Source organism: Nonomuraea sp. NPDC049655, from assembly GCF_044465465.1.
Lineage (GTDB): Bacteria > Actinomycetota > Actinomycetes > Streptosporangiales > Streptosporangiaceae > Nonomuraea.
In genome coordinates this window covers 233,848-255,327 of record NZ_JBITLS010000017.1, presented here as the reverse complement: position 1 = coordinate 255,327, position 21,480 = coordinate 233,848, and the positions used below count along the sequence as shown (strand labels likewise).

The window sequence follows — 21,480 nt, the reverse complement described above, 5'->3', positions numbered from 1 at the left end:
CTCCTACGTGGTGCCGCCGGCCATCGCGTAGAGCTCGTCCGGCGGCAGGGCGGCGCCCTCGGCGAAACGGCGGTCGAAGAGCTCGTCGCCGAGCGCCTTCCTGGCCGCCGCGTGTCCCTCCAGGGTGTCGGGCGAGGTGTCCTGGGGGACGACCGCCGACGCCCCGCCGAACAGCACCGCCGCCCGTTCCTGGTCGCCCGCGGCCTGCGCCGCCAGCGCGAACCCGGCCAGCGTCATCGACAGCAGCGGCCGGTCCGGGCTGACGTCGCCGAGGACGTCGAGCGCCTGGCGGTGCCGGGCCAGCGCGGCGTCCAGGTCGCCGGCGCGGGCCAGGGCCCGGCCGTAGGAGATCAGGTACACCGCCGTGATCTGCGGCACCCGGGGAGCCGCGGCCACGACGCCGTCCATGTCCCGGTAGATCGCCAGGCTGCCGGCCAGGTCGCCGCGCCGCTCCTGGTACGCGGCCTCGCCCAGGCCGAGCAGCACCAGCGTCCACGGCGACGTCTCCTCGCCCACCCGGGACCTGGCCATGGCGAGGTCGGCGCCCGCGCCGTCCAGGTCGTCCACCCGCAGGCGGAGCTGGGCGAGCCGGATCAGGGTGGAGATCGACTCGTCGTCGCTGATCCATTCGCTGGTCAGCGACCTGGTCTCGGCGATCAGGTCGTCGGTGCCTGCGCCGCGCTCGGCCCGCAGGTCGGCCAGGCCCAGCAGCGCCTCGCTCAGCCCCCAGCGGTCGCCGAGCCGCCGGAAGCCCTCGACCGCCCGTTCCAGCTCCCGCTCCCGCTCTCCCCCCGACCGCATCCGGCCGCCGATCATCAGGGCGGCGGACGACAACCACAGGTCGTCGCTGCCGGCGTAGTCGCCGATCAGCGCGGCCGCCCGCTCGTCCTGCCCGGCCGCCGCGGCCATGACGACCCTGCTGATCAGCAGCAGCGGGTGCACCGGCCCCTCCCGAGCCGCCCGCTCCACCAGCTCCTCCATCCGGCCCGACAGCTCCAGCATGGCCGCGCGGTCGTTGCTGATCGTCCCGAACACGTCGACGCCGTAGGCGAACATGCAGGACGTGTACGCCTCCGCGAGCCCCGGCGGCGGCGTGTCCCCGGCCAGGTCGAGCGCCTGCCTGGCCCAGGCCGCGCTCTCGCGGCGGTAGCCGCACATCCACCAGTACCAGTTGAGCGCCCCGCACAGCCGCAGCGCGGGCCCGGCGTCCCGCCGGTCGATCAGCCAGCGCAGCGCCGCCGCGAAGTCGTCGCGTTCCGCCGCCAGCCGTTCGATCCACTCCACCTGGGTGGCGGTGCGCAGCTCGGGCACCGCGCGTTCGGCCAGGTCGAGCAGGTGGCGGGCGTGCCGGTCGCGGTACTCGGCGGTCTCGTCCGCCTCGGCCAGGCGTTCCAGGGCGTAGGCGCGGATGGTCTCCAGCATCGAGTAGCGGCCTTCGGGCGACAGGCGCACCAGGGACTTGTCGGCCAGCGCGCCGAGGACGTCGGCCGTGCCGCCGCACACCTCCTCGACGGCCTCCAGGGACGCGCCGCCGGCGAACACGCCGAACCGCCTGGCCAGCACGCGTTCCCGCTCGTCGAGCAGGTCCCAGCTCCACTCCACGACCGCCCGCAGCGTCTGCTGGCGCGGCAGCGCGGTACGGCTGCCGCCGTCGAGCAGCCTGAACCTGTCGTCCAGCCGGTCGGCGAGCTGGCGCGGGGTCATCGTGCGCAGCCGGGCGGCGGCCAGCTCGATGGCCAGCGGCATGCCGTCGAGCCTGCGGCAGAGCGCGACCACGGCCGCCGCGTTGCCCTCGTCCACGGCGAACGACGGCCGGGCCGCCGCCGCCCGGTCGACCAGCAGCCGCACCGACGGGTAGGCCGCCGCCTCGGCGGGTCCGGCGCCCGCCGGCGGCGGTTCGAGCGGCGGGAGGGGCAGCAGCCGCTCGCCCGGCACGTTGAGCGGCTCCCTGCTGGTGGCCAGCACGCGCAGCTCGGGGCACTCGTCGAGCAGCCGCTCGACCAGCACGGCCGCGGCCGTCACCACGTGCTCGCAGTTGTCCAGCACGACCAGCGCGGGCCGCTCGCCCAGCGCCTCGGCGACCTGCTCGACCACGTCCTTGGCCGCCTCGGGCGGGCGGTAGCCGGGGCGGTCGTCGCGCAGGCCGAGGGCGTCGAGCACGGCTCCGGACACGCCGGCCGGGTCACTGACCGAACCCAGCTCCACCATCCACGCCACGACCTCCCGCCGACCGCCGGGCTCGCCTGCCGTCCGAAGTGTGGAGGGTCCGGCGGCCGACCGGAGGGCGGCCTCGGTGCGGGGTTCGGTGGACAGCTGAAGGGCCGCCTCGGTCGCCAGTCTGGTCTTGCCGGCGCCGCCGGGGCCCACGAGCGTGACGAGCCGGTCGTGGCGGAGCAGGCCGGTGAGCCGTCCGAGCTCGGCCTCCCGGCCGATGAAGCTGGTGCGCGGCTTGCGTACGTTGCCCTTCGGCCGGCTTCTGGGCCACGCGACCGGAGGCGGCTCCGCCGACAACACGGCCAGGTGCGCGGCCCGCAGCTCGGCGCCGGGATCGACGCCCAGCTCGTCGGCCAGCCGGTGACGGGTGCGTTCGAACAGCTCCAGCGCCTCGGCCTGCCGTCCGGACGCGGCCAGCCCGCGCATGGCCAGCCCGACCAGCCGCTCGCGCAACGGGTGCGCCGTCACCTCGGCGGCGAGCTCGACCGGCCGCCCCGCCGCCAGCAGGCGCTCGGCCCTGGCCTCGACCGCCGCCAGCCGCTCCTGCTCCAGCGCGGTCGCCGCGTCCGCCAGGTACGGGACCGACGTGAGATCCGCCAGCGCCGCCCCACGCCACAACGCCAGCGCCCGGTCCGCGTCCTCGCCGGCCAGCCGCCGGAACTCCAGCGCGTCCACCTGCTCGGCGGGGAGCGCGAGGGCGTACCCGGCGGGGCGGCTGTCGATCACCTCGTCCGGCCTGAGCGCCGCCCGCAGCCGTCTGACCAGCGTCTGCAGCGCGTTGGCCGCGTTGGCGGGCGGCTCCTGCGGCCAGAGCACGTCGATCAGCCGCTCCGCCGTGACCGTACGGCCCGCTTCGAGCGCCAGCACGGCCAGCAGCGCCCGCAGCCGGAGACCGCCGACCACGACCGCTCCCCCGTCGCCCTCGACCTCCAACGGCCCCAGGATGGATATCCGCATCCATCACATCCTGCCCTGCCTGCGCACATGCTCCGGTAGAGACCTTTCCCCCGCCCGTTTCCTCCCGGGGATGAACTCTTTCCACCGCCGCGCGCCCGCCGTCCGTTTTTCGCGAACACAGAGCGTCATCGGCCGCTAACGTTCCGCCCGTGATCTCCTCCCAGCACGAGGCGCTGCACCGCGTCTTCCGTGACAATCCAGAGCTCTGCACGAGCGTCTTCAAGGTGCTCGACATCCCCTTCCCGTCACCGACCGAGGTCGCGGTGGTGGACGCCGACCTGACCGAGATCAAGCCGATCGAGCGGCGCGCCGACACGATCATGATGTTCACGTCCCTGGAGGGACAGCACGCGGTCATCACCGAGTCGCAGTCCAAGCCCGACGACCGCAAGACCGCCGCCTGGGCGCACTACATCAGCCACGTGCACGTCAAGTTCGGCTGCCCCGTGACGCTGCTGGTGATCTGCCAGGACGAGGCGACCGCCACCTGGGCCGCCCTTCCGAAGACGATCGGCCTGCCGGACTGGCCGACGCTGTCCGTCCGCGCGGTCGTCGTGGGCCCGCACAACATCCCCGTGATCGACGACCTCGCCGAGGCGGTGAACGACGTGGTGCTCACCATGTTCTCGGCGCTGACCCACGCCCGTTCCAAGGAGGTCGCTGCCATACTGGAAGTCCTGGCAGACGCCTTGGACACCACCGACACCACCAGCGCGGGACACATCGCCGAACAAACCGAAGTAGGCCTCGGAAACACCGACGCCCGACGAATCTGGAGAGACCTGATGGCGACCAAGACCTACCGCTACCAGTCCGAGTACGCCCAGATGCTGCGCGCCGAAGGCGAAGCCAAGGTGCTGCTGATGATTCTCGACGGCCGTGGAGTGGTGATCCCCGACGAGGTGCGCCGGCGCATCACCACCTGCACGGACACCACCGTCCTCGAAACCTGGTGCAAGCGGGCCATCCACGCCACCAGCCTCACCGACATCTTCGGCACGGACGACGAGCAACCGGAACAGGGCTGACCGGCGGCCATGACGTACCGCTACCGGTCCGAGTACGCCCAGATGCTGCGCGCCGAAGGCGAAGCGGAGGCCATGGCCAGGGACATGGCCAGGGGCATGGCCAGGGGCATGGCCAGGGGGCTCTTGCGGCTGCTGGACGGGCGAGGCGTGGAGGTGCCCGATGACGTGCGGGAGGGGGTCACCGCCTGCACGGACATCGCCGTCCTCGAAACCTGGATCGACCGGGCCGTTCACGCCGACCGGCTCTGCGAGGTGTTCCGGTCAGGCCTGGAGGAGGGTGAGGAGGCCGGCGGCGATCAGGGCGGCGGCCCACATGCGGTCCACGTTGAACCAGGCGCGGCGCAGGATCGTCAGGCCGAGCACCTCGTAGACCACCAGGGCCACGACGCCGGCCACCACGAACATGGCCAGCGTGTGCAGGGCCGCCACCGCCAGCCCTCCTGAGACGGCGTGCCCCGGGTGGCCCTCCGCGCGCAGCCCGGTGAGTACGGGCAGCAGCATGAGCCCGGCGCCGTGGGCCGACGACATCAGGAACGACCAGCCGGCGAGCTGGGCGAGCGACAGGCGCATGCCCACCCACCGGAAGTGGCGGGTGGACAGCAGCCGCCACAGCCCGAACGCCACCAGCACCAGCCCGCCGACCACCGGCAGCGCCGCGCCCGTCACCAGGGAGCCGGTGGCGGCCACGACCAGGGCGACCAGGGCCACCGACGCCAGGTGGCCCAGGGCGATCACGGGGATCGACTGGAGCAGCAGGTCGCGGCTGCGCTCCTGCAGGCCGCGGGCCACCGCGAAGAGCCAGCCCATGGCCGGGTTCAGGCCGTGGAAGGCTCCGAGCAGCAGGACCGTCGCGGTGCTCATGGCGGGCATGGTGGCGGGCATGGTCACGGATAGCAGTAGGAGTCGGAGGAGGCGTCGCCGCCCTGGAGGCGCACCTGGTGGGGACGCAGGCCGCGGAAGGCGTCGCCGTGGGGGAAGAAGGCGGTGTCGAAGGTGAAGGAGTCGGCGTCGACCTTGGCGAGCCAGGCTCCGACGCCCTCGGGATAGAACTGGTCGTCCCAGGAGCCGTACAGGGAGTTGGTGAGGTAGACGCGGCGGCCGTCGCGGCTCACCTCGACCATCTGGGGGCCGCCGCGCAGCGGGAGTCCGGGTTCGGCGGGGTGCGGGGTGCGCCGGGTGATGCCGCCAATCCGCAGGGATCCCAGCTCGACCGGCTTGTACGGGTCCGACACGTCGTACTGCTTCAGCTCCCCGGTGCCCCAGCAGGAGACGTACAGGCGCTGGTCGTCCACGGAGAGGGCGATGTCGGTGACCAGCGGCGGCACGGCGGCGAACGGCTGCAGCACGGGCGGCAGCAGGGCGGGGTCGGCCGGTTCTGCGGGGATGGTGATGACCTTCCGCGCCTGCCAGCGGCCGTCCTCGTGGAACCACAGCCAGACGGAGGCCGACAGGTCCTCCACGCTGGTGACCACGCCGACGAAGCCGTACAGGCGGGTGGGGTCGTGGGCGGGGCGCAGCTCCAGCGGCATCTGGTGCTGGTCGCCCAGGTCCACCTCCTGGACGTGCCGGCGCTTGCGCAGGTCCCAGAAGTGCAGCTTGTGGCCGTACTTGCGGCCGAGCAGCAGCTCGCCGACCACGCCGTCCTCGATCATGGACGGCGTGCCCCACTCCGAGGTGATCAGCACGTCGTGGTTGATGTGCCACCAGAAGTCGTAGGCGAGGTACTGCGGCCCGCGGTCCAGCTCCCACCGGCCGAGCACCTCGAAGGAGGTGTGGTCGAGCACGGCGATGCCGCCGGGGCCCTCGGCGCCGTCCGCGCCGCCGAGCGCCGAGACGTACAGGCCCTCGGGACCGCAGTGGACGGTGTGCGGGCGGGAGTAGCCCGCCCGCCTGGCCAGCGACTCGGCGTCGATCACCTTGACCAGCTCGGGGCTGATCCGGTCCTTGGTGTCGTAGATGTGGATGCGCGAGGAGCGCAGGCCGGGCACGACCAGGTAGCGCCGCTCGACGTGCGGGTGCGGGGCGTTGGGGCACAGAGCGCTGCTGCAGGCGTTCCAGCCGAAGTGGTGCAGCTCGTCGCCGGTGCCGGGCAGGTCGGTCCAGCCGATGACGGTGCCGTAGGCCGGCGAGGCGGGGTCGGTGTCGAGCACGGCCAGCGCGTCCGGACGATTCGCCGACCGGTCGAAGGCGGCGACGTAGGCCAGCTTCTCCACGGGGGCCTCGACGGCGTCGCGCGGGGAGGGGTAGAACGTGGGGTCGGGGGTCCAGAGAGCCATGACACCAGATATTCACGAGTATCCCTACTGGGTCAATAGGCATCAGCGCCGCAATGTGCAGCCACCGACCGACTGAATCGGCACATATCACGCGATACCGTTAAGCGTGTTCTTCGGTATCACGGACATCTGGACCTACGTCGTCGGCGCCTTCTTCATCGTGCTGCTGCCCGGCCCGAACTCCCTGTACGTCCTCAGCTTCGCCGCCCAGCACGGCGTCCGGCAGGGCTACCGGGCCGCGGCGGGCGTGTTCCTCGGCGACACCGTCCTGATGGTGCTCGCCGCCGCCGGGGCCGCGTCCCTGCTGCGCGCGACGCCCGTGCTGTTCACCGTCGTCAAGTACGCCGGCGCCGCCTACCTGGCCTGGATGGGCTTCCAGATGATCCGCGGCGCGGTACGGGCCTGGCGGGCTCGTCCGGCGGCGGCGGACGAGTCCGGGGCGGCCCCCGTGCGGCAGGCCAGGCCGTTCCGCAAGGCCCTGACGATCAGCCTGCTGAACCCGAAGGCGATCCTGTTCTTCCTGTCGTTCTTCATCCCGTTCGTGGACCCCGGGTACAGCGCCCCCTGGCTGTCGTTCCTCATCCTGGGCGCGGTGATCCAGATCTTCAGCGTGGTCTACCTCACCACGCTGATCTTCTCCGGCACGTTCCTTGCCGGTCAGTTCCGCCGGCACAGGAAGCTGAGTGCGGGCCTGACCTCGGGCGTCGGCGCGTTGTTCCTCGGGTTCGGCGCCAAGCTCGCCACGGCGTCACTCGGCTGAAAGCCGGGTTCAAGGGTGAGCTGGTTTCGTATGGAACAGATGGAACGCGGCAAAAGCGGCAGTCCTACTCGCCGGGCTCCGGTACGGTAGGCCACCGGCCTTCGGGGTCGCACCGGGCGGAGTCGCGTCCGGCGGTGACGACGACCGGTCCATCCGGCAAGCCTGGACCCCCGAAGCCCGGGTAGACGCTGATCGTCGGCCTATCTGCGGAGCAGCCTTGAACCACCATCCGGTCGCACTCCCCCGTCTGACCGCGCTCGCCCGTCAGGCGGCCCCCCGCCTGCTCGAAGGCGTGGTCGCCCCCCTGCTGGTGTTCTACCTCGCCATGGTCGTGCTGGGCTTCAAGTGGGCCCTGGTGGCCACGGTCTCCTGGGTGTACCTCGGCGTGGCCTGGCGGCTGATCAGAGGGATCAAGGTGCCCGCCACCATGTTCCTGGCCGCGTTCGCGGTCACGGTGCGGGCCCTGGTGTCGTTCTGGACGGGCACCTGGATGTGGTTCTTCATCCAGCCGGAGCTGGGCACGATCTGCATCAGCATGGTGTTCCTGGCCTCCGTCCGGCTCAACCGGCCGCTGGTGCAGAAGCTCACCCTCGACTACATCCACCTGCCGTCGGCCGTGCTCAAGCACGAGCGGGTGCGCAGGTTCTTCGCCAGGATCACGCTGCTGTGGGCGTTCGTGCTGCTGGCCAACTCGACACTGAGCATCTTCCTGGCCGTCTACGAGAAGCTGGAGGGCTCGCTCGGCGCGTTCATGGTGCTGCGCACCTCAGCGGTGGCCGTGATCAGCGGGCTGGCGATCACCTTCTCGATCCTGGCGTTCAAGCGCGTCCTGGCCAGGCTGCACGTGGCCCACGCCTGACCGTTCGGCCAGCAGGAACGCTCCACACATCCCCATCACCAGCCCGGTCAGCATGCCGAACAGCTCGGCGAAGTCCGCGACGCCCGTGCCGCCGTAGGCCAGGGGGCCGCCCGTGGACCTGACGATCATCGAGAACAGCCCCCAGCCGAACAACGAGCCCGACCCCAGCCAGGCCAGCGCCAGCGGCCGCCAGAACGGGCCGTTCCCGCGCCGCCTGACCAGAGCCACCAGCGCGGCCGCCCCGCCCACCGCGAGCAGCGCCTTCAGCCCGTTCTGCACGGCCTGGACGGTCCCGTCGAACGCCATGACGACCCGCAGCGCCCCGACGGCGGTCGCCACCAGGAGCGCGCCCCACGCCACCACCTCCTGGAACGATCGGGTCGCGCTGGGGAACGGCAGCCTGACCGGGGTGGCGAAGACGGCGGGCCAGCGGTCGCGGGCGTAGAGGACGAAGTCCGTCATCAGGGCGACGCCGAGAGTGATGAAACCGCCGTAGACGACCAGATAGACCCAGGTCTGGATCGGGCCGCCGCTGAAGATCGTCAGGCCGCCGATCAGCAGGATCAGCGGGGTCGTGACGGCCAGCACCGACAGCAGGCCGGTCCCCACCCACAGCGGCAGCAGCACCAGCCAGGCGGGCAGCCGCATGCCCCAGCGCATGGTGAAGGCCAGGGCCAGCAGCAGCCCGGCGGCCTCCATGGCGAAGGTCAGCGCGTTCATCCCCAGCATCTGCCCGTTGTCCATGAGCGCCGGGTCGGAGACGCCGACGGGGTCGCCGGTCAGCCAGAGCGTCTTGATCGTGAGGTAGGGCAGCGTGGCGGCGACCGCCACGATCGCGGCGGTGAGCCGGCCGATGCCCGCTCGCTGTTCTGTCATGCCACGATCGTGCGCCTCAGGCGGGCCGGTCCCCTCCCGACCGGCGGGGATCCGCCTCCCCCTCGCGGGGGAGCTCGACGGCCAGGCGGAAGCCGTCGCCGTCGGGGCCCGCGGTCAGCGTGGCGCCGGCCAGCCGTACGCGCTCGCGCAGCCCCGCCAGGCCCAGCCCGCCGCGCCGGGCGCTGGGACGCGAGCTCGGCGGGCCGTTGCGCACGACCACCCGATGCGGCGCGACCGACACGGCGACCGCCGCCCCCGGCGCGTGCTTGGCCGCGTTCGTCAGCCCTTCCTGGACGACGGCGTGCGCCAGCTCCGACGACGCCCCCGGCGCCAGCTCCAGGGTGATCGACATGCCGGAGTCCCTGGCCCGGCCGACCAGCTCGGCGACGTCCTCGCCCACCGGGGACAGCGGGGCCTCCTCGGCGTCCTCGCGCAGCAGGCCGATGATCTGGCGCAGCCGCTCGGTCGCGTCGGCCGCCGCCATGCGCAGCTCGCCGGCCGCCTTGACCTGGGCCGGGCCGAGCCCGGGAGCGACTTCGAGCCCGCCGGCGCGCACCGCGATCAGCGCCAGGTCGTGGCCGAGCGAGTCGTGCATCTCGCGGGCGATCCTGGCCCGCTCACGCAGCCGCGCCTGCGCCTCGACCGACAGCCGCGCCTGCCGCCGCTGCTGGAGCACGCCCCGCCGGAGCAGGCCCAGCAGGTACGGGACCAGGTACGTGCCGACGAGCCCGGTGCCCATCGACACCCACAGCGCCAGGTCACCGCCCTGGAGCAGCACCACCCCGCAGCCGATGGCCGTGATCAGGCAGAACACGGCGCCCGCGGGCCACAGCCGGGTCATGCGCCGGCCGGTGAGGTAGGCGTACCAGATGATGAACGGCGAGGTCGCGAGCAGCGGCAGGATCTTCACGTCGCGCCGGGGCAGCAGCCACGTCAGGTCCACCGTCGCGAAGCCCTCGGTGAAGGTCCACGGGCCGAGCGGCAGCAGCAGCACCAGCGCCGCCAGCGGCCAGGGCCGGCCCACGAGCACGGCCAGCGCGGCCAGCCCGACCCTGGGCAGCGTCACCAACGCGAACCCGGCCGGATCGGCGAACGGGTCGGGGCCCATGGCGGTCACGAAGACGCCCAGCACGGCCCACAGCAGCAGGTCGAGGACGACCTGACGGCGACTCTCACGACGCAGACGGTTCACGCCCCGACGGTATCCGCCGCCCGGCGCTGCCGGTCCCGCCCGAAGGTCATGCGGCGCCCCTGACGAAAGTCAGGGTGGGGCCTGGTGCAGTGATCACGGTGGGGCTAACCCCACCTGAAAGGCGGATACCTCCTCTCCTGTTTCCGGGGCGCGCAACCGGTTTGATCGTGGGTGTCACACGGAAGTCGCACGTCCGCCCCTGACGAAAGTAGGGGGTGGCGCGTGCCGATGGGCCGATGTGCCACGACCTGCGGAATTTCTACCTTCATGGGGTAGGCGGCCCTGACCCTCCTAGGGGACGGGCCCGCGTTCGACCGGGGGCATCCCCGATGTCCCCGGTCCGCTCACGCCGACAGGCTTGGTGAGTGCCCTGACGATCGGAGTCCACGCATATGTCGCACGCCATTCTCGACCTCGTCCAGCAGGTGATGTCATCGCCATGGCTGTACGTGGCGCTGTTCGCCCTGGCGCTGCTCGACGGGTTCTTCCCCGTCGTGCCCGCCGAGACGTCGGTCATCACCGCGGCGGTGTTCGCCGCCTCCGGCCAGACCAACCTGGCCCTGGTGATCGTGGTCGCGGCGCTCGGCGCGTTCGTGGGCGACCACGTGTCGTACCTGATCGGCAACAAGTCGGCCAGGCGGCTGCGGGACAAGAAGGCATTCGTCTGGGCGCGCGGCGCGCTGGCCGAGCGGGGCGGAATGGTGCTGGTCGTGGCCAGGTACATCCCCGGCGGGCGGACCGCGACGACGCTGACCATGGGCGCCGTCGGTCATCCGCTGCGCTCGTTCACGTTCTTCGACGCCATCGCGACGAGCTCCTGGGCGGTGTACTCCGGGCTGATCGGCTTCTTCGGCGGCATGGCCTTCGAGAACGACCCGATCAAGGGCCTGCTGCTGGGCCTCGGGATCGCGCTGTCGATCACCGGGCTCGTCGAGCTGGTGCGGTGGGCCAGGAAGCGGCGCGCCACCCAGCCTTCCCCGGAACGTCTTCCGGTGGACACGTCCGTTTGACCCTGTCCGGCAACCATCCGTCTGAAGGGAGTGCGCCATGAGTGTGCTGGCCGCGGCGATCGCGCTGGTCGGTTCGCTGTTCTTCGCGCTCGGGGCCGCGCTGCAGCAGTTCGAGGCGGCGGGCTCGGCGAAGCCCGCGCTGCTGGCCCTGCTGCGCAGGCCGCGCTGGCTGCTCGGCGGCGTCTCCATCGTGACGGGCGGCGGCCTGCACATCGTCGCCCTCGGGCTCGGCCCGCTGACCGTGGTGCAGCCGATGGGGGTGGCCAGCCTGCTGTTCGCGCTGCCCATCGCCGCCGCGCTGCACGGCCGCCGGCCCTCCCGCAAGGAGCTGGCCGCGGCGGGCGTGGTCGCGGCCGGGCTGATCGGCCTGGTGCTGCTGGTGCCCGAGTCCGACGGGCCGACGTACCTGGCGCCCACGGGCGTGCTCACCCTGCTCGCCGTGGCCGGCGTCGCGGCGGTGCTGCTGTGGGCGGGCTCGAAGGCGGCCTCCCCCGCCGGCCGGGCCGCGCTGCTGGCCACCGGCTCCGGCGTCCTGTACGGCGCCACCGCCACGCTCATGCGCGTGCTCGTGGACGGCGGCTGGAACTGGTGGTACCTGCTGGCCCTGCCGGTGCCGCTGCTGCTGGCGCTGGTGATGCTGCAACGCGCCTACGCCGTCGGGCACTTCGGCGTCTCCTTCGCCGCGCTGCAGATCGCCGACCCGCTCACGGCGGTGGCCTTCGGGGCGCTGCTGCTCGGCGAGCCGCTGCCGTCCGGCCTCGCGCCGATCGCGGCCGCCGCCCTGACCGCGGCGGGCACGTTCGCCCTGGCCCGGACGTCCCCGCTGGAGGCGCGCAACGACCTCGCCTGATCCCCTCCCCTGACCGAAACCCCCTGTTCGTCCATCGGCCCTCCCCCAGCCGTCCCCCCTTGTGAAAGCGGAGTCACCGTCATGGCCATGCCCCTGCGCAACGTCACCGACCACGCCCAGCTCGCGCCCGCCCCCGAACGTCCCCGCCGCGTCCTGATCTCGACCGACACCTATCCCCCCGACGTGAACGGCGCCGCCTACTTCACCCACCGCCTGGCCACCGGCCTGGCCGCGCGCGGCAACGAGGTGCACGTGGTGTGCCAGTCGGAGGCCGGCCCGGCCAGCGCCGACGTGGTGGACGGCGTGATCGTCCACCGGCTGCGCTCGGCCCCGCTGCTGGTCCACCCGACCATGCGGGTCACCGTGCCGACCAGGCTCGACCGGCTGGTGGCCGACATCGACCCGGACGTGCTGCACACCCAGGGCCACTTCGTGGTCGGCCGGGCCGCCATCGCCGCCGCCCGGCGCCGCGGCGTGCCGGTCGTGGCCACCAACCACTTCATGCCCGACAACCTCTTCCAGTTCGGGCACGTCCCCGAGGCGCTGCGGGCCAGGGCGGGCCGGCTGGCCTGGCGCGACTTCAGCCGCGTCTTCAAGCGCGCCGACCACATCACCACGCCGACCCCGCTGGCCGCCAAGCTCCTGTCCGACCAGGGCTTCTCCCGCGACGTCGAGGCCGTCTCGTGCGGCATCGACCTGGCCAGGTTCCACCCGCACGCCGAGCCCAAGTCGTGGGCGCGCCGGCGGTTCGCGCTGCCCGACCGGCCGACCGCCCTGTTCGTGGGCCGCCTGGACGAGGAGAAGCACCTCGACGAGCTGATCCGCGCGCTGCCCCTCGTGCTCAACGAGACCGACGCGCAGGTGGCGTTCGTGGGCCGCGGCAACCAGCGGATGGAGCTGGAGAAGCTGGCCAACCGCATCGGGGTGGGCGACCGGGTGTTCTTCGTCGGGTTCGTGCCCGACGAGAGCATGCCGCAGGCGTTCGCCGCCGCCGACGTGTTCGCCATGCCGGGCGTCGCCGAGCTGCAGAGCATCGCCACGCTGGAGGCCATGGCGTCCGGCCTGCCCGTCGTGGCCGCCGACGCGATGGCCCTGCCGCACCTGGTGAACGGCAACGGCTACCTCTACCAGCCGGGCGACGTGGTCGCGCTGGCCAGGCACCTGACCGCCGTCCTCACCGACGACGACCTGCGCGCCCGCCTGGGCAACGCCAGCCGGGCGCTGGCGCTGACCCACGACGACCAGGTGTCGCTGGCCCGCTTCGAGCAGATCTACGACGAGGTGACACGATGACCTGGCGTGCCGTGCTCGCTCCCGTGGCCGGAGCCGTGGCGGCGGTGGCCGCCCTCGGCTACGCGCAGGTGACCCTGCCCGAGCAGCCGCTGATCAGCGACTACGCGCTCGTCCCCGGCGGCATGCTGCCGGTGCTGGCCGGGACGCTGGCGCTGGCCGCCGCCTGCCTGGCGCTGGCGTACGGGCTGGCCGCCCGGGAGCCGGGGCGGACCGCCGCGACCCGCGTGCTGCTGCTGGCGGGGGCGGCCGGGCTGATGCTCAGCGCCATCTTCCCCACCGATCCCGGCATGTCGGACGTCAGCACGCTCGGCGGGGAGATCCACCGCTGGTCGGCGGCCGTGGTCTTCACCGCGCTGCCGGTCGCCGGCTGGACCCTGGCCAGAGGACGGGCGGCGGCCGCGCGCTGGAGCGCGGTCAAGGCCCTGAGCGTGACGTCCGGGCTCACGCTGGTCGCGTACCTGGCGGCCCACCCGGCCGCCGTCACCTCCTCGCTGATCGGCGGCGAGGCGTACTACGGGCTGCTCGAACGGGGACTCGTGCTGGCCGAGATCGTCCTCGTCGTCGCCATGGCGCTGGCCTGCGCACCGGGCCGCGCCGCCGCACGGGTGCAGGGCACGCGGGCCACCGGGGCGCCCGCGCAGCCCGAGAGCCCGCAGCAGCTGGCGGCGTGACGGGGATGCGCAGCCACACTTCGTCCGCCGTCGAACGGTCGGCGGCCTAGCGTGGACCCATGCTCATCACCCACCACGCCGAAGCCCGGGCGGTGCTCTCCGACGGCCGGTACGTGCCGCCGCCCGTCCCGCAGGACGGCGAGCCGGGGACGCTCGCCTGGCTGCGGGCCCACGTGTCGCGCTTCAGCACCGGCGAGACGCACGCCGAACGCCGCCGCCTGGTCGTCGAGCGCCTGTCCGCCCTCGACCCGGCCGAGCTGCGGACGGCCGCCAGGGCCGCGACGCTCGACCGTTGCGGCGACCGTTGCGGCGACCGTGACGGCGACTGGCGCGGCGTGCCGACGGCCGTGCTGGGGGCCGCGCTCGGCGTGCCGGACACCTCGGCCGTGCCCGCGGCCGCGAGCGGCTACCTGTCGGGCGAGGGGAGCCCGCAGGCCGACGCCGCCGTCGCCGAACTGCTCGGCCTGACCGACCTGCCGGCCGTCACCCTGCTGCTCCAGGGCCACGCCGCCACCGAGGCGCTCATCGAGAACGCGCTCACCCACGCCGTGCCGGGCGACGACCCCGAGGCGGTGCTGCGCGAGACGCTCAGGCAGGACCCGCCGCTGAAGGCCAGCCGCAGGCTCGACACCCGCACCGGCGAGGAGGTCACGATCGACCTGGTCGCGGCCAACCGCGATCCCGAGGTGTTCGCCGACCCCGACCGCTTCGACGCCTCCCGGGGCCCCGCCCCCCACCTGACGTTCGGGGACGGCCTGCGCCCCTGCCCCGCTCCCGCCCACGCCCTCGCGCTGGCCGCCGGCGTGCTCGACGCGCTCCTCGAAGGGACCCGCCGATGAACTTCCACGACCTGCACAAGCCGGGCGACCCGCTGCTGCTGCCCAACGCGTGGGACTACGGCTCGGCCGCGATCCTGGCCGCGCACGGCTTCCCCGCGATCGGCACCACCAGCCTCGGCGTGTCCGCCGTGCACGGCAAGCCGGACGCCGCCGGCGCGACCAGGGCCGAGACGATCGAGCTCGCCGAGACGGTCAAGGACCTGGGCGTGCTGGTCACGGTGGACATCGAGGGCGGCTTCAGCGACGACCCGCAGGAGGTGTCGGACCTGGTCGCGAGCCTGGCCGCGCTCGGGGTGGCGGGCGTGAACCTGGAGGACGGCCGTCCCGACGGCACGCTGCGCCCGGTCGAGCTGCACCGGCGGATCATCGAGGCCGCCAAGGGCCACGGCGTGTTCGTCAACGCCCGCACCGACACCCACTGGCTGGGCACCGGCGACTGGCGCGAACGGGTGGACGCCTACGAGCACGCCGACGGCATCTTCGTCCCCGGGCTCTCGGATCCGGCGGAGATCGCCGAGGTCGTCGCGCGTACGCGGCTGCCGCTCAACGTGCTCTACCAGCCGGGCGGGCCGACGCTGGACCGGCTGGCCGAGGCGGGGGTGGCCCGGGTGAGCACCGGCTCGCTGCTCTACCGGGCCGCGCTCCAGGGCGCTCTGGCCGCCGTGCTGGGCGCGCAGGGCAAGGACGCCCCGGCGCTGCCGACGTACGGAGAAATCGCCGCACTCCTCCCGCAGACCCGATAATCGGGGCATGCGCTTCGAGATCCTCGGACCCACCAGCGTGCTGGACGAGGACGGCGCGCCGGTGGCGCTCGGCGGGCCGCGGGTGCGTGCCCTGCTCACCCTGCTGGCCCTGAACGCCGGCCGCGTCGTCGGCGCCGGACAGCTCGTGGACGACCTCTACGGCCCCCACCCGCCGGACGGCGTGGCCAACGCGCTGCAGTCCCAGGTGTCCAGGCTGCGCCGGGCGCTCGGCCGGGACCTGGTCGAGTTCCACCCGGCGGGCTACCGGCTGGTCGCCGACCCGCACGACGTGGACGCGCGCCGCTTCGAGCTCCTGGCCCTGGACGGGCGGCGGGCGCTGGCCGCCGGGGACGCCGGGCGGGCGGCGGCGCTGCTCTCCGAGGCGCTGGAGTTGTGGCGGGGCGCGCCGCTCGCCGACGCGCCGCACGCGGTGTCCGCCGCGGCCGGGCTGGAGGAGCTGCGGCTGGCGGCCGTCGAGGACCGCCTCCAGGCCGACCTGGCGCTCGGGCGGCACCGCGACCTGGTCGCCGAGCTGCGCCGGCTCACCGCCGCCCATCCGCTGCGCGAGCGCCTGCGCGCCCAGCTCATGCGCGCCCTGTACGGCAGCGGGCGGCAGGCCGAGGCGCTGGCCGTCTACGACGAGGCGCGGCGGCTGCTCGACCGGGAGCTGGGCATCGAGCCGGGCGCCGAGCTGGCCGCCGCGCACCTCGCCGTCCTGCGCGCCGACCCGTCCCTCACCCCGCAGAACACCGCGCCGAACCCTCCGCAGATCACCGCGCCGAGCCCCCCGCTGAGCACCGCGCCGAACGCCGCGCCGACCTCCGCACCGGCTTCCGCGCCGATCCAGCCGCCGGTTCCCTCGTCCCTTCCCGCGCCCGGAGGGCCCGCCGGGTCGTCGCGCGGGGGGTTCAAGCAGGGGTTGCGGGCGCAGCTGACCAGTTTCGTGGGCCGGGCGGAGGAGCTGGCGCAGGTGGGCGCGCGGCTGCGGGACAGCAGGCTCGTCACGCTGATCGGCCCCGGCGGCGCGGGCAAGACCAGGCTGGCGCAGGAGGCGGCCGCCCAGGAGCCGGGCGACGTGTGCTTCGTGCCCCTCGCCCACGTGGCCGGCGCGGCCGGGGTGCCCGGCGCGGTGCTGGTCGCCCTCGACATCCGCGACGCCCTGCTGCCCGCGCCCCAGCGCGCCGCGGTCGGCCCCGTCACCCGGCTGCTCACCGCGCTGGCCGAGCGCGACCTGCTGCTCGTCCTGGACAACTGCGAGCATCTGGTCGCCGCCGTGGCCGAGCTCGCCGACGCGCTGCTGGCCTCCTGCCCCGGGCTGCGGGTGCTGACCACCAGTCGCGAGGCGCTGGGCATCACCGGGGAGTCGATCCTGCCGGTGTCCCCGCTGCGCCTGCCGCCGCCGGAGCCGGACGACCCGCTGGAGTACGCCGCCGTCCGGCTGTTCGCCGACCGGGCCGCCGCCGTGCGTCCGGGGTTCGCCGTGGACGCCGGCAACGCCGCCGACGTGGTGCGCATCTGCCGGGCGCTCGACGGGCTGCCGCTGGCCATCGAGCTGGCCGCGGCCCGCCTCCGTACGCTGTCGGTCGCCGACGTGGCGGCCCGCCTGGACGACCGGTTCCGGCTGCTGACCCGCGGCAGCCGTACGGCGCTGCCCCGGCACCAGACGCTGCGCGCGGTCGTCGCGTGGAGCTGGGACCTGCTGGACGACGCCGAGCAGCGCCTGGCCGCCCGCCTGAGCGTGTTCGTCGGCGGCGCCACGCCCGAGGCGGCCGAGCGGGTGTGCGGGCTGCCGGAGGAGGTGCTGTTCTCGCTGGCGGAGAAGTCGCTGGTGGAGTACGTCGGCGGCCGGTACCGCATGCTCGACACGATCCGGGCGTTCTGCGCGGAACGCCTGGCCGAGTCCGGCGAGACCGCCGCGATCAGGGACGCGCACACCGCCTACTACCTCGACCTCGTCCTGACCGCCGACCCGCTGCTGCGGACCGCCGACCAGCTCACCTGGCTGGCCCGCCTCGACCAGGAGAGCGACGACCTCGAAGCCGCCGTGCGCTGGACGACCGCGTCCGGGGAGCCGGAGACCGGCCTGCGGCTGCTGGCGCACAGCGCCTGCTACTGGTGGATGCGCGGCCACCGCGGCGTCATCGCCGGGCTGGCCGCCGCGCTGCTGGCCAGGATCGGCGACGCCCGCCCCGCCGGCATGGAGGAGGAGTACGTCATGTGCCTGCTCGTCACCGCCTGGACGGGCGTGGCCGACGACGTCGTGCGCGAGCGGCTGGCCGAGGTGCGCGAGCTGCTGCCGATCGCCCACCTGCCGGAGCGGGTGGAGTTCCTGATGATGATGCGGTCGATGTTCACCGGGCCGCCGGGCGACGTCGAGCAGATCTACCGCGAGCTGCTGGCCCACACCGAGGGGCTGCCGCCCTGGCAGCGGGCGTTGTCGTACAGCGGCGCGGGGTTCGTGCTGCAGATCCTGGGGCGGATCGAGGAGTCGCTGGCCACCTTCCGGCGCGCCCTGGCCGCCTTCCGGGGCATCGGCGAGCGCTGGGGGACGGTGCTGGTGCTGTCGGGCCTCGGCGAGCTGGCCTCCCGCGAGGGCGACTACGCGGCCTCGTACGCGCTGTCGGACGAGGCGCTGACGCTGGCCCGCGAGCTCGACGCGCGGGCGGAGATGGCCGAGGCCCTGTGCCGGCGCGGCGACGCGCTGCTCGGCATGGGCGAGCCGCTGGGCGGCCGCGCCGACTACGAGGAGGCGGCCGAGCTGGCCCGTCGCGTGGGCTCCATGGACATGCTGGCGTGGGCGCACCTCGGGATGGCCGAGGTGGCGCTGATCGGCGGCGAGCGCGACGCCGCGCTGTCCCTGCTGGCCCAGGCCCGCGCCGAGTGCCCCGACGACTGGTACAGCACCGAGGACATCCGCAACCGCATCGACGAGGCCCTCGGCCGGGCGGTCAGCGAACGGTAGGCGGCCCGTCAGCCGTCCTCGCCACCGTGGACGGCATGACGCGAAAATGGGCCTGTCTGGCCATCGCCTGCCTGGCGACGCTGCTGCTCTCGGTCGATCTCACCGTGTTGCATCTGGCGCTCCCCCGGCTGGTCGCCGACCTCGGTGCGAGCTCGACGCAACTGCTCTGGATCGGCGACATGTACGGGTTCGCCCTGGCCGGGCTCCTCGTCACCATGGGCAACCTCGGGGACCGCGTGGGCCGCAAGCGGCTGCTGCTGATCGGCGCGGCCGGTTTCGGCGCCGCCTCGGTGGTGACCGCCTACGCCCCGAACCCCGAGCTGCTGATCGCCGCCAGGACGCTGCTGGGCGTGGCGGGCGCGATGATCATGCCGTCCACGCTCTCGATCGTCAGGAACGTCTTCGCCGACCCGCGTGAGCGGACCGCGGCCATCGGGATCTGGAGCGGGATGAGCGCGGCCGGGTTCGCGCTGGGGCCGGTCGTCGGCGGCGTGCTGCTGGACCATTTCTGGTGGGGGTCGGTGTTCCTGATCAATGTGCCGATCATGGCGCTGGTGCTGGTCTGCGGGTTCCTGGTGCTGCCGGAGTCGCGCGGCCCCGCCGGGCGGGTGGACGGGCCCAGCGTGGTGCTGTCCTTCGCCGGTGTCGTGACGGCCGTCTACGCGGTCAAGGAGGCCGCCCACCAGGGCCTGGCGCACGCGGACGTGCTGGGGGCGGCCGTGGTGGGCGCGGTGTGCCTGGTGCTGTTCGTCCGGCGGCAGGGCCGGCTGGCCACGCCGCTGATCGACGTACGGCTGTTCCGGCGGCGGGCCTTCAGCGCGTCCGTGGGCACGAACCTGCTGGCGATCTTCGCGTTGTCGGCCATGAACCTGCTGTTCGCCTGGTACCTGCAGCTCGTCCTGGGGTGGACCCCGCTCCAGGCCGGGCTGGCGCAGCTGCCCGGCGGTCTCAGCGGCGCGGTGGGCGGGGTGCTCGCGGCCCGGCTCATCGGCCGGCTCGGCAGGAACGGCGTGGTCGCGCTCGGCCTGGCGCTGAACGCCGGTGCGTTCGTCCGGTACGCCATGCTCGGCACCGAGCTGGACTATCTCACCCTGCTGCCGGTGATGATGATCGGCGGGCTGGGGGTCGGGCTCACCTTCACCGTGAACAACGACAACATCCTGGCCACCGCGCCCAAGGAGCGGGCGGGGGCGGCGGCCGCGGTGTCGGAGACGGCGTTCGAGCTGGGCGGGGCGCTGGGCATCGCGGTCCTGGGCACGGTGCTCAACAGCGTCTACCGCGCGAACCTGCTGGTGCCCGCCGGGGTGCCCGGCGAGGCGGCACGGGAGTCGATCGCCGGGGCCACCGCCACGGCGGCGGAGCTGCCCCCGCAGGCGGCCGGGGAGCTGATGCGCGCGGCGCGCACGGCGTTCGTGTCGGGGATGCAGGTGACGACGCTGGTCACGGCGGTCCTGCTGGCCGTGGTCGCGGTGTTCGCGCTGGCCTGGCTGCGCGGCGTGCCGAAGGTCATCCAGGAAGAGCAGCCGGTCCCTCGGTGAGCGACGGGGTCTCTGCCGCGGGCCCGGCGGGCAGCGGGCGCAGGCTGCGCACCCTGGCCAGCACGAGCAGCGCGGCCACGCCCGTCGCCGCCGGCGCGACGACGAACGCCAGGGACGCGCCGAAGTGGTCCACGAGCTGCCCGGCGACCGACGACCCGGCCGCGATGCCGAGGGCGATGCCGCCGTTCAGCCAGGTGAACGCCTCGGTGCGGACCTCCGCCGCGACCAGGCCCTCGACCAGGGTGTAGCCGGTGATCACCACGGGGGCGATCACCAGGCCGGCCAGGGCGGCGGCGACGTACATGTGGGGGACGGCTCCGGCCAGCGTGAACGCGCTGGTCGCGACCGCGAGCAGGGCCAGCCCGGCGACCAGCCGGGCGCGGGCGGAGGACCGCCAGCGGACCGCGCCGTACAGCAGGCCGCCGAGCATGCTGGCGCCGGAGAAGACGCCGTAGACCGGTCCGGCGGCGGCGGGCGCGTGCAGGGCGGTGGTGAGCGAGGTGACGCCGACCTGGAGGCTGCCGAAGACCGACCCCATGGCCAGGAAGGCGGCGGCCAGCAGCGCCACGCCGCGCCGCCGCAGCACGCCCTTGGAGGCGGCGATCCTGACCGGCACCGGCTCGGGCGCGCCCGTCCGGACGGCGGCGAAGACGACCGTGCCCACCAGGATCAGCACCAGCCCGCCGAGCAGCGCGACCACCGGCGAGTACGCCGCGGACAGCCCCACCAGCAGCACCGGGGCCAGCGTGAACGTCAGCTCGTCGGTGATCGACTCGACCGCGAACGCCGTGTTCAGCCTGCCGGTGCCGCCGAGCCGGTGCGCCCAGCGGGCCCGGACCATCGAGCCGACCTGCGGTCCAGACGCGCCGACGAGGGCGGCCATGGCGACCAGCGGCGCGAGGTGGGCGTGCGCGGCGGCCAGGGCCAGCAGGCCGCCCATGGCCAGGGCGTGCAGGGCCACCTGCGGCAGCAGCACGCGGGCCTGGCCGTACCGGTCGGCCAGGCGGCCTGTCTGGGGGCCGATGAGGGCCTGGCAGACGGCGGAGGCGGCGGCGGTGATCCCGGCCGCGCCGTAGGAGCCGGTGGACCACTGGACCAGCAGCAGGATGCCCATCTGGGTCATCGCGAACGGCACCCGGGCCAGCAGCGCGGGCACGAGGAACCGCCAGGCGCCGGGGGTGGCCAGCACGTCGAGGTAGGACTTCAAGGGTCTCCGTCCAGATCATGACGGAGTCCTCCCCCGGGGGAGCGCACCGTCGGAGGTGGGCTTCGACCGGGGTAGATACCGGCGGGTGCCGGCCGCCGAGCGGTCAATCAGTCATTTCAGTCAAACGCGACGAGAGCCGATCCTATTGCAGGAAACGTGCGACTTACTTCATTCCGGCGAGGTCCGGGAGGGCGGAGGCCGGGAG

The 21,480-nt window shown here is 73.7% G+C and carries 18 protein-coding genes; 11 read left to right on the top strand and 7 right to left on the bottom strand.

Annotated elements, in window-relative coordinates; genetic code table 11:
- Nucleotides 1–3: 3 nt before the first annotated feature.
- Nucleotides 4–3,171 carry a BTAD domain-containing putative transcriptional regulator gene (locus tag ACIBQ6_RS43550; protein WP_397218725.1) on the bottom strand — a complete coding sequence of 1,056 codons (3,168 nt, stop codon included), beginning with the start codon at nucleotides 3,169–3,171 and terminating at the stop codon, nucleotides 4–6.
- A gap of 149 nt (nucleotides 3,172–3,320) precedes the next feature.
- On the opposite strand from ACIBQ6_RS43550, the gene ACIBQ6_RS43545 reads away from it, so the two are divergent.
- A complete protein-coding gene (locus tag ACIBQ6_RS43545) occupies nucleotides 3,321–4,199 on the top strand; it encodes a hypothetical protein (RefSeq protein ID WP_397218724.1) in 879 nt (292 codons plus the stop codon).
- A gap of 20 nt (nucleotides 4,200–4,219) precedes the next feature.
- Here the strand turns inward: ACIBQ6_RS43545 and ACIBQ6_RS43540 are convergent, their stop codons facing one another.
- The 3 genes from ACIBQ6_RS43540 to ACIBQ6_RS43530 all read right to left on the bottom strand — a co-directional run bounded on the left by ACIBQ6_RS43540 (nucleotide 4,220) and on the right by ACIBQ6_RS43530 (nucleotide 6,475).
- Entirely contained in the window at nucleotides 4,220–4,396 is a 177-nt protein-coding gene (locus tag ACIBQ6_RS43540) for a hypothetical protein (RefSeq protein WP_397218723.1), read from the bottom strand.
- 64 nt (nucleotides 4,397–4,460) lie between these two features.
- Entirely contained in the window at nucleotides 4,461–5,060 is a 600-nt protein-coding gene (locus ACIBQ6_RS43535) for a hypothetical protein (RefSeq protein ID WP_397218721.1), read from the bottom strand.
- Nucleotides 5,061–5,083: 23 nt separating this feature from the next.
- Nucleotides 5,084–6,475: a selenium-binding protein SBP56-related protein gene (locus tag ACIBQ6_RS43530; RefSeq protein ID WP_352327571.1), complete on the bottom strand. Its 1,392-nt coding sequence runs from the start codon at nucleotides 6,473–6,475 to the stop codon at nucleotides 5,084–5,086.
- Between the two features lie 106 nt (nucleotides 6,476–6,581).
- Between ACIBQ6_RS43530 and leuE the strand changes: the two genes are divergently transcribed.
- Both leuE and ACIBQ6_RS43520 read left to right on the top strand, forming a co-directional pair.
- Nucleotides 6,582–7,235: a leucine efflux protein LeuE gene (leuE, locus tag ACIBQ6_RS43525; RefSeq protein WP_397218720.1), complete on the top strand. Its 654-nt coding sequence runs from the start codon at nucleotides 6,582–6,584 to the stop codon at nucleotides 7,233–7,235.
- Nucleotides 7,236–7,452: 217 nt separating this feature from the next.
- Nucleotides 7,453–8,094, top strand: coding sequence for a VC0807 family protein (locus ACIBQ6_RS43520; RefSeq protein WP_358283851.1), 642 nt, complete (start codon nucleotides 7,453–7,455; stop codon nucleotides 8,092–8,094).
- Here the strand turns inward: ACIBQ6_RS43520 and ACIBQ6_RS43515 are convergent.
- On the bottom strand, nucleotides 8,002–8,970 hold the full coding sequence (locus ACIBQ6_RS43515; RefSeq protein ID WP_397218719.1) for a hypothetical protein: 969 nt from the start codon (nucleotides 8,968–8,970) through the stop codon (nucleotides 8,002–8,004). The genes ACIBQ6_RS43520 and ACIBQ6_RS43515 overlap by 93 nt on opposite strands.
- 16 nt (nucleotides 8,971–8,986) lie before the next feature.
- A complete protein-coding gene (locus tag ACIBQ6_RS43510) occupies nucleotides 8,987–10,162 on the bottom strand; it encodes a sensor histidine kinase (RefSeq protein ID WP_397218718.1) in 1,176 nt (391 codons plus the stop codon).
- A gap of 392 nt (nucleotides 10,163–10,554) precedes the next feature.
- On the opposite strand from ACIBQ6_RS43510, the gene ACIBQ6_RS43505 reads away from it, so the two are divergent.
- From ACIBQ6_RS43505 to ACIBQ6_RS43470, 8 genes are all read left to right on the top strand, one after another.
- On the top strand, nucleotides 10,555–11,172 hold the full coding sequence (locus ACIBQ6_RS43505; RefSeq protein WP_358283845.1) for a DedA family protein: 618 nt from the start codon (nucleotides 10,555–10,557) through the stop codon (nucleotides 11,170–11,172).
- Between the two features lie 37 nt (nucleotides 11,173–11,209).
- The gene (locus tag ACIBQ6_RS43500; protein WP_397218717.1) at nucleotides 11,210–12,022 is read left to right on the top strand and encodes a DMT family transporter; all 813 of its coding nucleotides are present in this window, start codon (nucleotides 11,210–11,212) and stop codon (nucleotides 12,020–12,022) included.
- Between the two features lie 81 nt (nucleotides 12,023–12,103).
- Complete coding sequence (locus tag ACIBQ6_RS43495) at nucleotides 12,104–13,315, top strand: glycosyltransferase (protein ID WP_397218716.1); 1,212 nt, start codon at nucleotides 12,104–12,106, stop codon at nucleotides 13,313–13,315.
- On the top strand, nucleotides 13,312–13,986 hold the full coding sequence (locus ACIBQ6_RS43490; RefSeq protein WP_397218715.1) for a DUF998 domain-containing protein: 675 nt from the start codon (nucleotides 13,312–13,314) through the stop codon (nucleotides 13,984–13,986). The genes ACIBQ6_RS43495 and ACIBQ6_RS43490 overlap by 4 nt, the downstream gene beginning before the upstream one ends.
- 59 nt (nucleotides 13,987–14,045) lie before the next feature.
- Nucleotides 14,046–14,825 (top strand): cytochrome P450, encoded by a 780-nt coding sequence (locus ACIBQ6_RS43485; RefSeq protein ID WP_397218713.1) that lies wholly within the window; start codon nucleotides 14,046–14,048, stop codon nucleotides 14,823–14,825.
- Nucleotides 14,822–15,568, top strand: coding sequence for an isocitrate lyase/phosphoenolpyruvate mutase family protein (locus tag ACIBQ6_RS43480; protein ID WP_358283834.1), 747 nt, complete (start codon nucleotides 14,822–14,824; stop codon nucleotides 15,566–15,568). Before ACIBQ6_RS43485 ends, ACIBQ6_RS43480 begins: the two co-directional genes overlap by 4 nt.
- Nucleotides 15,569–15,575: 7 nt before the next feature.
- Nucleotides 15,576–18,530 carry an AfsR/SARP family transcriptional regulator gene (locus tag ACIBQ6_RS43475; RefSeq protein WP_397218712.1) on the top strand — a complete coding sequence of 985 codons (2,955 nt, stop codon included), beginning with the start codon at nucleotides 15,576–15,578 and terminating at the stop codon, nucleotides 18,528–18,530.
- A gap of 35 nt (nucleotides 18,531–18,565) precedes the next feature.
- Nucleotides 18,566–20,068, top strand: coding sequence for an MFS transporter (locus ACIBQ6_RS43470; protein WP_397218711.1), 1,503 nt, complete (start codon nucleotides 18,566–18,568; stop codon nucleotides 20,066–20,068).
- On the opposite strand, the gene ACIBQ6_RS43465 is transcribed toward ACIBQ6_RS43470, so the two are convergent.
- The gene (locus ACIBQ6_RS43465; protein WP_397218710.1) at nucleotides 20,037–21,275 is read right to left on the bottom strand and encodes an MFS transporter; all 1,239 of its coding nucleotides are present in this window, start codon (nucleotides 21,273–21,275) and stop codon (nucleotides 20,037–20,039) included. The genes ACIBQ6_RS43470 and ACIBQ6_RS43465 overlap by 32 nt on opposite strands.
- Between the last annotated feature and the right edge of the window lie 205 nt (nucleotides 21,276–21,480).